The sequence below is a fragment of the Streptomyces sp. AJS327 genome (genome assembly GCF_013450295.1).
Taxonomy (GTDB): domain Bacteria; phylum Actinomycetota; class Actinomycetes; order Streptomycetales; family Streptomycetaceae; genus Streptomyces.
This window is the reverse complement of record NZ_SKBR01000003.1, coordinates 1,054,137-1,064,593: the sequence shown is the minus strand read 5'-3', so window position 1 is coordinate 1,064,593 and position 10,457 is coordinate 1,054,137. Positions and strand designations below refer to the sequence as shown.

The window sequence follows — 10,457 nt, the reverse complement described above, 5'->3', positions numbered from 1 at the left end:
GTCGTTGTCGAAGGCCCGGCCACGGTAGGACCACCAGGAGTAGGGGCCGTCGACGTCCGGGCTGAGCGCGCGGACGACGTCCACGTAGCCGCCGTCCGCGGGGTCGAGGACCTGGGTGAGCCAGGCGCGCTCCTCGGGGAGGAAGCCGGAGTTGCGGCGGTTGCCCCGCCAGTTCCTCAGGTCGGCCTCCTGGTGCGCGATGTTCCAGTCACCGCAGACCAGCACCTCACGCCCGTCCGCGCGGGCGCGCTCCCGCAGCTCCCTGAGGTAGGGCAGGAAGGCCGCCATGAAGCGCTCCTTCTCGTCCTGCCGCTCGGTGCCGACCTCGCCGGAGGGCAGATAGAGGCTGGCGACGGTCAGGCCCGGCAGGTCGGCCTCCACGTACCGCCCAGCGGCCTCGAACTCGGGCTCCCCGAAGCCGACACGCACCCGTTCCGGTTCGGCCCGGGTCAGCAGCGCCACCCCGGCGCGGCCCTTGGCCGAGGAGGGGGCGAGGACGGTGTGCCACCCCTCGGGCTCGCGCACCTCGGCGCTGAGCTGCCCGGGCTCGGCACGCACCTCCTGGAGGCAGACGACGTCCGCCTCCGTGGCGGCCAGCCACTCCGTGTAGCCCTTCTTGGCCGCCGCCCGCAGTCCGTTCACATTGACCGTTGTCACCGTTCGCACACCCGCACCCTACGATGCCCGGCATGCGGATTGTCCCCATGCGTTACGACCACCCCGACGCCGTGCGGCTCAACGACGCCGTACAGCGGGAGTACGCCGTCCGGTACGGCGATGAGGGGGATGTCACACCCCTCGACCCGTCGATGTTCGCGCCACCCCGGGGCGTCTACCTCCTGGCCTACGACGAGGCGGGCGAGCCCGTCGCGACCGGGGGCTGGCGCACCCAGGAGGACCCGGAGGAGGGATACCTCACAGGGGACGCCGAGATAAAGCGGATGTACGTGATACCCGAGGCCCGGGGCCGGGGCCTCGCCCGCCGCATCCTCGCCCTGCTGGAGGAGGACGCCCGCGCCGCCGGGCGGGTGCGGATGGTGCTGGAGACCGGCATCGAGCAGCCGGAGGCCATGGAGCTGTACGCCTCCTCGGGCTACGCGCCCCTGCCGGAGTCGGACAAGTTCGGGCTGTACCGCTTCAAGGAGGAGAGCCGCTGCTACGCCAAGCCGCTCCAGTCCCCGGCCGTCCCCGAAGCGGCCCCCGGGACCAGCCCGGGCTGACGGCCCGGCTCACCCGCCCCCGGCCGATCGGCCCGGCCCCGCTCTCGACGCTGGTGTGCCCGGGCGTCGACGGGGATGCGGCTCAGGCGGGGGGCGGTGCTGTGGCTCAGGCGGGGGCGAGGCCGACGGAGACGGTGCGCGCACGCTCGGCGGTCTCCGCGATGCCGTGTTCCTCGACCGAGACCGCGTGCATCCGGGACGGCAACGTGCCGCTGTGCCGGGTCAGTTCACGCCCGGGGGGCAGCTCCACGAAGCAGCTCACCCCGGTGTCGGCGAGCGCCCGCGCCATGGCGTCCCACCGGGCGAGCAGCGCGACGGAGCGCGCGAGGTCGTCGAAGACGGCGTTGGTGTCGCCGTAGACACAGATCGGGCCGTATCCGGTGCCGGTGGCCGCCGCGCTGGTCACGTACGGGAGTTGCTGGGGGCGGCGCACGATGGTCGCCAGGTGCTGGGCGAGCCGGATCGCCACGTCCGAGGCCGGCTCGGTGCCGCGTTCCAGCAACTCCCCCCGGAGACGGGCGGACTTGAGTGCCTCCTCGAAGGTGAGCACCCCCGCGATCACGGCGGCGGCGTACCCGCCGGTGCCGTGCCCGGCGACGAGCGTGGGGCGCACCCCCTCGTCCTCGATGAGCGCGCGGGCCCCCGCCACTCCGGCGATCAGCAGCGCGACGTGCAGGGCCGTGGGCGAGTCGGCGAGCGCGTCCGCCGTGTCGAGTTCCGCGATGCCGCCGGGATGGCTCCACTCGGCCTCGGCGAGCACCGTCGCGGAGGCGGCCGTGTCGGGGAGCCGGTGCAGCATGCCGGGCCGTTCGGAGCCCAGGCCGGGAAAGACGAACGCGACGCTCATCCCGAAACCCTCACCCAGGAGAGCCGGTTGGCGCCACTCCGGTTCCGCTCAGCGCCCGCTTTTCCCCCAACTGGCCCGGTGCGACCCGCGACAGGCGACGAGCCGGAGCGCGCGCCGGGGCGCTGTCGGTGCCCGCTGACACCCTTCCGGCATGACTGACGCACCACCGCTCGCCCTGTCCTGGAGCCGCGTGGAGAGCTGGCTCGCCGCCCACGCGCCCGCCACCCACCGGGAGTTGGCGCCACCCGCCGAACGCGCCGACATCGCCGAAGCGGAACGGGCACTGGGGGTGCCCTTCCCCCCGTCGCTCGTGGAGTCGCTGTCCCGGCACGACGGCTCCGGTTATCACGAACTCGTCTTCATGTACCGCCTCCTGAGCGTGGCGGAGATCGTCGACCGGGCCACCATGTGCCGCCGGATCCGGCGGGAGGCCGGTCTTCCCCGGGAACACCCGCCGGACCAGGACGTGTACGACGGCTGGGACGACCTGTGGATCCCGTTCGCGACCGACGACTGCGGCAACCACCTCGTACTCGACCAGCGTTCGGTGCGCGCCCCCGCCCGGGTGGGGCTGGACGACCACGAGCAGGGCGGCCGGTTCGGCGTTCATCCGGTCTACCGCTCCCTGCCCACGCTGCTCGACGCGGTGGCGCACGCCCTGGAGACCGGCGAGGTGGTGCACCACTGGGAGCCGATCGTCACCAGCGAGGGCGAGTTGGAGTGGGAGGTGGAGTGAGCCCCACCCGGCCCCCGTCCCGGCCAACCGCCAACTCCCGTGCTGTGGAAGGGCGGTGGCGGCGGTGGTGCCGGAAGGTCTCCGGGGCGGCCCCTGAGCGGGTGCCGGGCGGCGCACCAGCGACCGGCCCGGCGGCGCGCGGATCCGGCTGGGCGCCCCGCCGGTGCCTCCCCTCCCGGGTACGGCCACCGGCTCCGGGGCGCGCGGCCCGCTCGGGGGCGTACGGGCGGTTCGGGAGGCGCGGCCCGCCGGGATACCCCCGTCACCCCGGCGGGCCGAACGCGCCTGCCCCACCCCCGAGTTGGCCACCGGACAGACAACCGGGGGCAGACCGCCGGGGTCAGGCGGCCGGGGTCAGGCGGTGCCCCTCGTCGGCGGCGGCCCGCAGCAGCACGTCGGTGAGTTCGTCCGGGGTGGAGAGCATCGGCCAGTGACCGGTGGCGATGTCGAAGAAGCCCGCCCGGGGACCGGCCATCCGCTGGACGGCCGGTTCCCCCGAGTTCACCAGCTCCTGGAGCCCCGCGGTGTCGATCATGCCGCCGACCGTGCAGAAGATCCCGGTGAGCGGCAGGGCGTCGGCCGCTCCGGTGAGGTGGAAGGGGTGGGTGAGCGCGCCGAGCGGCTGCGGGGAGGCCAGCCGGTGCAGGCGCTCCAGCGTCGCGTCGGGCACCCCGGCGACGTTGGCGGCGGCGCGCCACTCGTCCAGTGTGGCGGGGGCGGGGACACGCCAGCCGTCCTCCGCCCGTTCGGCCTGGGCCACCATGCGGGCGCGGGTGTCGGCGTCGGGCATCATCGCGGTGGCCTGCCCGAGCGGCGAGTACCCGTCGAGGGGCATCGGCGCGTCCAGGTAGACGATCCGGGCGACCCGCTCCAGACGCCGCTCGGCGGCGGCGAGCACCGGGTAGACGCCGTAGCAGTAGCCGACCAGGATCACCTCCGGCTCGTCGAGGTGGTCGAGGAACCGCACTAGGTCCTCCACGTGCGTCGCGCCCGTCGTCTCCGGGCCACCGAGATGACGGCGGTCCCCGGTGCCGGTCAGGGTCACCGGGTACGCCTCCGCCCCGAACGCCCGCAGCCGCGCCACGAGTTCACGCCACAGCCAGCCGCCGGTGTAGCCACCGGAGACCAGCACGAACACCGGCCCCCGCGCGGCCGGCCGGGTCTCCCCCGGCCGCTCCACGGTCTCCGCCACGGGACCGGTCGCCCCCGGGGCCGCTCCCCCGCCGCCGCCCGTCCCCGTCGTCCCGCCCATCCCGTTGGTCCCCGTCATCCCTGTCATCAGCGCCTCCTCGCACGCGACGATCCGCCCGGAGGGCCCGTCGGGTCCTCCGCGTTCGCCGGTACGGTAGGAACTCCCCCTGAGGGAGGTTCAAGCCGTGACCGTTGACGGGCTGTGGAGCATCGGCGAGCTGGCGGAACGCGCGGGCGTCACCGTCAAGACCGTCCGCTTCTACTCCGACCGGGGGCTGCTTCCCGAGGCGGCGCGCAGCGGCGGCGGTCACCGCCGGTACGGCGCGGAGGCGCTCGACCGGCTGCGGCTGATCCGCGCGCTGCGCGCCCTCGACCTGCCGCTGCCCGAGGTCGGCCGGGCGCTGGACGAGGAGGCCGCGCTGGAGACGGCGGTCGCCGGGCGGCTGGCCGAGGTCGGTGACCAACTGGCCGCGCTGCGCTGGCGGGAGGCCGCCCTGCGGCTGCTGCGTGACTGCCCGCCCGCCGAACGCGCCGACCGCCTCCGGCTGATCGGCGCGGTACGGGTCCCGCCGGACACGGCGGCGCTGGCCCGCTTCTGGCGGCGCTGGCTGCCCGCGCGGCTCCCCCGCCGGGTGGTCACCACGATCCTCGACCACGCGGTGCCCCAGCCACCCACCGACCCGGCACCGGAACAGGTGCTGGCCTTCGCCCGGTTGCACGACCTCGTCTCCGGCGACTGCCCGGGCGGCCGCGCGCCCACCCAGCCCGAGGCGCACCGGCCGGACAAGCGGTACCGCCCCGCCGTGCTGTACGACGGCCTCGTCGAGGCGTACGACCTGGCGTCGGCCAAGCTGCGCGCGGGGCGCGCTCCGGCCGGGGGTGAGGCGCTGGACTGTTTCGTCTCCGCGCACGCCCACGCCCGCGGCCTCCGCGACACCCCCGCCTTCCGGCGGCGGCTCAGCCGCCAGCTGGCCGCCGACCCGCGCATCGACCGGTACTGGGACCTCACCGCCACGGTGATCAGCCCGCCGTCCGGCCCACCCGAGCCGACCCCGGGCAGCGCCGACCGGTGGCTCACCACCGCCCTGGACCACCAGACGGCCCACCCGACCGGCCCCGCCCGCTCCATCCACTGAGCCAACCACCCCGGCCACGGCGCCAGTTGGACGGCCGACCAGCAACCAGCCAACCGACCAACAGCAGGCCAACCGACCAACCGGGCCGGAGCCGGGGCGGGTAGCGGAGCGTGCGGCGCGGGCGAGGCGAGCGGGACGAACAAGGGCGAAGAGGACAGAGACTTGACGGAGAGGACGGAGACGGGATGACGACGCTGTCGGAGCCGGGCGACGGACCTCCGGGCGGACGGCCGTCGCTGCGCGCGGCGCGTCCCGAGGAGGCGGGCGAGCTGACCGAGCTGGCACTGCGGTCGAAGGGGCACTGGGGCTACGACGCGGACTTCCTCGCCGCCTGCCGCGCCGAACTCACCCTGCTCCCGGGCGAGGTGACGTCCCGCCGCACCACCGTGCTGGAGGAGGGCGGCCGGGTCCTCGGCTTCACCACCCTCGAAGGGGAGCCGCCCGAGGGGGTGCTCGGGATGATGTTCCTCGAACCCGCAGCGATCGGGCGGGGGTTGGGGCGCGTCCTGTTCACCGCCACGGCGGACGAGGCGCGGCGGCTCGGCTTCCGACGGCTCGAGGTGGACGCGGACCCGGGCGCGGAGCCGTTCTACCGCGCGATGGGCGCCGAGCGCACCGGGTCCGCGCCCTCCGGCTCGATCCCGGGCCGCGTCCTCCCCCACCTCAGCCTCACCCTCTGAGCCACCACCCCGGGCCCCGCCCCGGCAGGGCTTCGCCGGGACTCGTCGGGGGCTTCGGCAGGTCCCTCACTGGGCCTTCGCCGGGGCCACCCCGGGCGCACGGCGCTGACCTGCGGCTCTTCCGGTCACGGGTGGGCGGCGCGCACCCAACCCGAGTTTCCCTATCAAATTCCTAGGAAAGTATTGACGGGGCCGAGCGACGACCCGCAGGATGGTGGACATGCCTCCCACGTCGCTGCTCGTGCGCCGTCGGCACGTCGACCTCCGTCGCGTAGCCAGCGCCGTCTGTCGGCGCGCCTAAGGCAGCGCGCCGTCACCCGGCGCCGCCCTTCTCGTCTCCCTTTCTCCTCCCCCTCGCCCGCCTCCGGCTGCCCCCAACTCCCGCAGCCGTGACGGCCGGTGCCGCACGCCTCCCAGGAGACGCATGTCCGCGAACCCACCCCGCCGTGCCCACGGCGGGTCCCCCAGTACGTCCACCACCCCGCCACCCCACCGCGCCACGCCACCGTCCACGGCCCAACGGGCCACGGGGCGGCGGCGGTTCCTCGGGCTACTCAGCCTGTCCGCGCTGGCGGTGAGCTGCGGCACCGTCGGCGGAAGGGACGGCGTCCCACCGGACACCCTGCGCTACCAGGGCTGGGCCGGGACCGTCACTCCCCCGGAACTCGCCGCCGACCTCGGCTACCTGGACGGTGTGTCGCTCAGGTGGGTGGGCAACACCACCAGTGGCCCGCAGGACATCCAGTCCGCCGCCTCCGGCCAGGTGGACTTCGGCGGCGCCTTCAACGGCGCGGTGGTCAAGATGGCCGCCGCCAAGGCCCCCGTCACCGCCGTCGTCAGCTACTACGGCGTGGACGAGAAGCGCTACCACGGCCTGTACGTCCGGCGGAACGGCCCCCTGCGCGACGGCCGGGACCTGATCGGCAAGCGCGTCGCGATGAACACCCTCGGCGCGCACGCCGAGGCCGTCCTCGACACCTACCTGCGGAAGGAGGGGCTCAGCGACGACGAGGCGCAGCGCGTCGAGCGGGTCGCGCTGCCGCCCGTCAACCTCGAACAGGCCCTGCGCGCAGGGCAGATCGACGTCGCGGTGCTCGGCGACATCCTGCGCGACCAGGCGCTGGAGCGGGGCGGGGTCCGCGCCCTCGTCAACGACCACGAACTGCTCGGCTCGTTCAGCGCGGGGACGTACGTCGTCGCGAACCGCTTCCTGGACCGTCACCCGGACGTGGTGCGCGCCTTCGTCACCGGCGTGGCGCGAGCGATCGAGTGGTCCCGGGAGCGGCCCCACGAGGAGGTCGTCGACCGGATGCTGCGCATCGTCCGGCGGCGCGACCGCGGCGAGGACACCACGCCCCTGCGCTACTGGCAGTCATACGGGGTGGCCGGATCGGGCGGCCGGATCGCCGCGCGGGAGCTGTCCACCTGGGCCGAGTGGCTCGACGACCGGGACGAGATCGCCCGCGAGCGGGTCGACATCCCCCGCGCCTACTCCAACGCCTACAACCGCTACCGCGGACCCGCCCGGGCCACCCCCGTCCCCGACCACACGGGAGGCGCCCGCGCCGCCCGGCCCCCACACACCACCGGCCGCCACACCGCCAACTCCAGGGGAGCTGAGCCTCGATGACCACCACGCCCAAGATCCGTTTCGAGGGGGTCGGCAAGACCTTCCCCCGGCGCGACCGCGGCCCACGGCGCGACCCCATCGCGCCCCGGCACGTCACCGCGCTGCACGACATCGAACTGTCCGTCGCGCCGGGGGAGTTCACCGTCATCGTCGGGCCGAGCGGCTGCGGCAAGTCAACCCTGCTCGACCTGCTCGGCGGACTGGACCACCCCACCACGGGACGCGTGCTGGTGGACGGCGAACCGGTGACCGGCCCCGGCCCGGACCGGGGCACCGTCTTCCAGCAGTACGCGCTGCTGCCCTGGCGCACCGCGCTGGGCAACATCGAGTTCGGCCTGGAGGCCACCGGCGTGCCCCGCCACGAACGGCGCGAGCGTGCCCGGGAGTTCCTCGACCTGGTCGGACTCGACGGCTTCGGCGACCGGCATCCCCACGCCCTCTCCGGCGGGATGCGGCAACGCGTCGCCATCGCCCGCAGCCTCGCCTACGACCCCGACGTCCTGCTGATGGACGAGCCGTTCGGCGCGCTGGACGCGCAGACCCGGGAATCCCTCCAGGACGAACTGCTCCGGATCTGGCGGCGGACGGGAAAAACGGTGGTGTTCATCACGCACGGCATCGACGAGGCCGTGCTCCTCGGAGAGCGGGTCGCCGTGCTGACCTCACGGCCCGGCCGGGTCAAGGAGGTCCTCCCGATCACGCTGGAGGGCCGGGACGACACCGGAGACCCGCGCTCCAGCCCGGAGTTCACCCGCCATCGGCGCAGGGTGTGGGAGCTGCTGCACGACGAGGTCGACCGTGCGCGCGAGGTGGAGCGAGAGGCGGCCGCGGCATGAGTGTCCCCGTACGGCCCACGGCCACGGCCCACGACACCCCCACGACCGGGACCGGCCCAGCCACCACCCCACCCGGCTCAGCGGAGACCAGTCCCGCCAGGACCGGTGCGACGGCGGCCAGTTCGGCCGAGCCCGGTGCGTCCGAGGCCGCTTCGGCGCAGGCCGGTGCGTCCGAACCCCGTGCGGCGCAGACCGGTTCGGCGGAGGTCGGGGCGGCCGAGGTCAGGGCGGCTCGGGCGGAGGGCGCCTCCGCCACGGCGGCCGCCAACTCCCCTTCCTTCGCCGCACGTTCGAGGACCTTCGCGGGATGGCTGGGCAGCGCCGTGTCGGGCCTGTTCGTCCGCGTCGCCGCGATCGTCGCGCTGCTCCTGCTGTGGGAGACGGCACCCCGACTCGGCCTGGCCGACCGGGTGTTCCTGCCCCCGTTCTCCGAGGTCGCCCTCGCCTGGTGGGAGTTGCTGCTCGACGGTCAGCTGTGGGAGGACACCCGGGCCAGCCTGGTGCGTTCGCTGAGCGGATTCGGTCTCGCGGTGGTGCTGGCGGTGCCGCTGGGCCTGCTCATCGGCTGGTACCGGCCGTTGGCCCGGTTCCTCAACCCGCTGCTGGAGATCTTCCGCAACACGGCCGCGCTGGCGCTGCTGCCGGTGTTCGTGCTGCTGCTGGGCATCGGCGAGACCTCGAAGGTCTCCATCGTGCTGTTCGCCTGCACCTGGCCCATTCTGCTGAACACCGTCAGCGCCGTACGGACGGTCGACCCGACGCTCCTCAAACTGGCCCGCTCGGTGAACACACCGCCCCACCGGCTCTTCGTCCGGGTGATCCTCCCGGCCAGCGTGCCCGCCGTGTTCACCGGCGTCCGGCTCGCGGGGGCCACCGCGATCCTCGTCCTGGTGGCCGCCGAAATGGTCGGCGCCAAGGCCGGGTTGGGCTTCCTCATCAACAACTCCCAGTACAACTTCGCGATCCCGCAGATGTACGCCGGGATCCTCACCGTCTCGGTACTCGGCGTCGCCTTCAACCAGCTGCTCCTCGCGCTGGAGCGCCGGTTCACCAGCTGGCGCACCGCCTGAGCCACCCCGCCACCAACCGTCCCCCGTTCCTCATCCGTTCCTCCGTGGAGAAAGCAGGTCCGTCATGTCCCGTGAACTCACCGTCGACATCCGTCGCGTCGGTGGACGCATCGGCGCCGAGGTCGTCGGCGTCGACCTCGCCCAGCCACTCGAACCCGCCCTCGTCGAGGAGATCAACTCGGCGCTGCTGACCCACAAGGCGCTCTTCTTCCGAGACCAGCGGCTGGAGGACGCCGACCAGGTCCGGTTCGCCGGGCTGTTCGGCGAACTCACCGCCGCCCACCCCACGGTGCCCTCGGTGGACGGCGAACCGAACATCCTGCCCGTCGACGGCGCGGAGGGCGTCCGGGCGAACCGCTGGCACACCGATGTGACCTTCGTCCGCACCCCGCCGAAGGCCAGCACGCTGCGCGGCCTCACCGTCCCGCCGTACGGGGGCGACACCCTGATCGCCAACTCCGTCAGCGCCTACCAGGACCTTCCCGACCCGCTGCGCGAACTGGCCGACCGGCTGCGCGCGGTGCACACCAACGACTACGACTACGCCGCGCCGAAGACCGAACGGGCCGCCGAGCACCGCCGGGTCTTCACCTCACGGCGCTGGCGGACCGAGCACCCGGTGGTGCGCGTCCACCCGGAAAGCGGTGAACGGGGCCTGTTCATCGGGGGGTTCGCGCAGAGCATCGTGGGCCTCAGCCCCTCCGAGTCACACGACCTGCTGCGCATCCTCCAGTCGTACGTGACCCGTCCGGAGAACACCGTGCGCTGGTCCTGGGCCCCCGGCGACCTGGTGCTCTTCGACAACCGCGCCACCCAGCACTACGCGCCGGACGACTACGGCGACCTCCCGCGCCGCCTGCACCGGGTGACGGTCGCCGGGGACGTGCCGGTAGGGGTGGACGGCACGCCCAGCCGACTCGTTGAGGGGGACGACGCCGGGCACTACACCCCGGCCGCCGCCTGACACCCGGCCCGCCCCCGGCATCCGGTCGCTCACCCGCTGGGCCACCCCGGCCTCCGAGCCACCGCCCGCCCCCGGACACCGCTCGCCGCTCGCCGGACACCGTCCCGTCCGGCGGGCGGCGGGGCCCCGGACGAACGGAACCGGGCC

12 protein-coding genes are annotated in these 10,457 nt (G+C 74.2%); 9 read left to right on the top strand and 3 right to left on the bottom strand.

Features of this window, described 5'->3' with window-relative positions; translation table 11 throughout:
- Positions 1-666: exodeoxyribonuclease III (locus E0L36_RS21665; protein ID WP_180930768.1), on the bottom strand; the 666-nt coding region annotated here is incomplete at its 3' end.
- Positions 667-689: 23 nt separating this feature from the next.
- On the opposite strand from E0L36_RS21665, the gene E0L36_RS21660 reads away from it, so the two are divergent.
- A complete protein-coding gene (locus E0L36_RS21660) occupies positions 690-1,220 on the top strand; it encodes a GNAT family N-acetyltransferase (protein ID WP_180930767.1) in 531 nt (176 codons plus the stop codon).
- A gap of 106 nt (positions 1,221-1,326) precedes the next feature.
- Here E0L36_RS21660 and E0L36_RS21655 read toward each other — a convergent pair whose 3' ends face one another.
- Positions 1,327-2,067, bottom strand: coding sequence for an acyltransferase domain-containing protein (locus E0L36_RS21655; protein WP_180930766.1), 741 nt, complete (start codon positions 2,065-2,067; stop codon positions 1,327-1,329).
- A gap of 151 nt (positions 2,068-2,218) precedes the next feature.
- On the opposite strand from E0L36_RS21655, the gene E0L36_RS21650 reads away from it, so the two are divergent.
- The gene (locus E0L36_RS21650; RefSeq protein WP_180930765.1) at positions 2,219-2,803 is read left to right on the top strand and encodes an SMI1/KNR4 family protein; all 585 of its coding nucleotides are present in this window, start codon (positions 2,219-2,221) and stop codon (positions 2,801-2,803) included.
- 340 nt (positions 2,804-3,143) lie between these two features.
- Here E0L36_RS21650 and E0L36_RS21645 read toward each other — a convergent pair whose 3' ends face one another.
- Positions 3,144-4,082, bottom strand: a complete 939-nt coding sequence (locus E0L36_RS21645) for an alpha/beta fold hydrolase (RefSeq protein WP_258016372.1) — start codon at positions 4,080-4,082, stop codon at positions 3,144-3,146.
- Positions 4,083-4,179: 97 nt separating this feature from the next.
- On the opposite strand from E0L36_RS21645, the gene E0L36_RS21640 reads away from it, so the two are divergent.
- From E0L36_RS21640 to E0L36_RS21615, 7 genes are all read left to right on the top strand, one after another.
- Positions 4,180-5,130, top strand: coding sequence for a MerR family transcriptional regulator (locus E0L36_RS21640; RefSeq protein WP_308416865.1), 951 nt, complete (start codon positions 4,180-4,182; stop codon positions 5,128-5,130).
- Between the two features lie 185 nt (positions 5,131-5,315).
- The gene (locus E0L36_RS21635) at positions 5,316-5,810 is read left to right on the top strand and encodes a GNAT family N-acetyltransferase (protein ID WP_180930764.1); all 495 of its coding nucleotides are present in this window, start codon (positions 5,316-5,318) and stop codon (positions 5,808-5,810) included.
- A 211-nt stretch (positions 5,811-6,021) separates the two neighbouring features.
- A complete protein-coding gene (locus tag E0L36_RS28565) occupies positions 6,022-6,111 on the top strand; it encodes a putative leader peptide (protein WP_374705571.1) in 90 nt (29 codons plus the stop codon).
- Positions 6,112-6,234: 123 nt separating this feature from the next.
- The gene (locus E0L36_RS21630) at positions 6,235-7,440 is read left to right on the top strand and encodes an ABC transporter substrate-binding protein (RefSeq protein WP_180930763.1); all 1,206 of its coding nucleotides are present in this window, start codon (positions 6,235-6,237) and stop codon (positions 7,438-7,440) included.
- A complete protein-coding gene (locus E0L36_RS21625) occupies positions 7,437-8,276 on the top strand; it encodes an ABC transporter ATP-binding protein (RefSeq protein WP_180930762.1) in 840 nt (279 codons plus the stop codon). Before E0L36_RS21630 ends, E0L36_RS21625 begins: the two co-directional genes overlap by 4 nt.
- Positions 8,273-9,346, top strand: coding sequence for an ABC transporter permease (locus E0L36_RS21620; RefSeq protein WP_258016371.1), 1,074 nt, complete (start codon positions 8,273-8,275; stop codon positions 9,344-9,346). The genes E0L36_RS21625 and E0L36_RS21620 overlap by 4 nt, the downstream gene beginning before the upstream one ends.
- Before the next feature lie 64 nt (positions 9,347-9,410).
- Positions 9,411-10,310 carry a TauD/TfdA family dioxygenase gene (locus E0L36_RS21615; protein WP_180930761.1) on the top strand — a complete coding sequence of 300 codons (900 nt, stop codon included), beginning with the start codon at positions 9,411-9,413 and terminating at the stop codon, positions 10,308-10,310.
- Positions 10,311-10,457 lie beyond the last annotated feature (147 nt).

What these genes read in the sequence shown, in the direction of transcription:
- E0L36_RS28565 (WP_374705571.1), top strand. Translation starts at nt 6,022, where the DNA reads ATGGTGGACATGCCTCCCACGTCGCTGCTCGTGCGCCGTCGGCACGTC.
- E0L36_RS21620 (WP_258016371.1), top strand. Translation starts at nt 8,273, where the DNA reads ATGAGTGTCCCCGTACGGCCCACGGCCACGGCCCACGACACCCCCACG.
- E0L36_RS21645 (WP_258016372.1), bottom strand. Translation starts at nt 4,082, where the DNA reads ATGACAGGGATGACGGGGACCAACGGGATGGGCGGGACGACGGGGACG.
- E0L36_RS21625 (WP_180930762.1), top strand. Translation starts at nt 7,437, where the DNA reads ATGACCACCACGCCCAAGATCCGTTTCGAGGGGGTCGGCAAGACCTTC.
- E0L36_RS21630 (WP_180930763.1), top strand. Translation starts at nt 6,235, where the DNA reads ATGTCCGCGAACCCACCCCGCCGTGCCCACGGCGGGTCCCCCAGTACG.
- E0L36_RS21650 (WP_180930765.1), top strand. Translation starts at nt 2,219, where the DNA reads ATGACTGACGCACCACCGCTCGCCCTGTCCTGGAGCCGCGTGGAGAGC.
- E0L36_RS21615 (WP_180930761.1), top strand. Translation starts at nt 9,411, where the DNA reads ATGTCCCGTGAACTCACCGTCGACATCCGTCGCGTCGGTGGACGCATC.
- E0L36_RS21660 (WP_180930767.1), top strand. Translation starts at nt 690, where the DNA reads ATGCGGATTGTCCCCATGCGTTACGACCACCCCGACGCCGTGCGGCTC.
- E0L36_RS21655 (WP_180930766.1), bottom strand. Translation starts at nt 2,067, where the DNA reads ATGAGCGTCGCGTTCGTCTTTCCCGGCCTGGGCTCCGAACGGCCCGGC.
- E0L36_RS21635 (WP_180930764.1), top strand. Translation starts at nt 5,316, where the DNA reads ATGACGACGCTGTCGGAGCCGGGCGACGGACCTCCGGGCGGACGGCCG.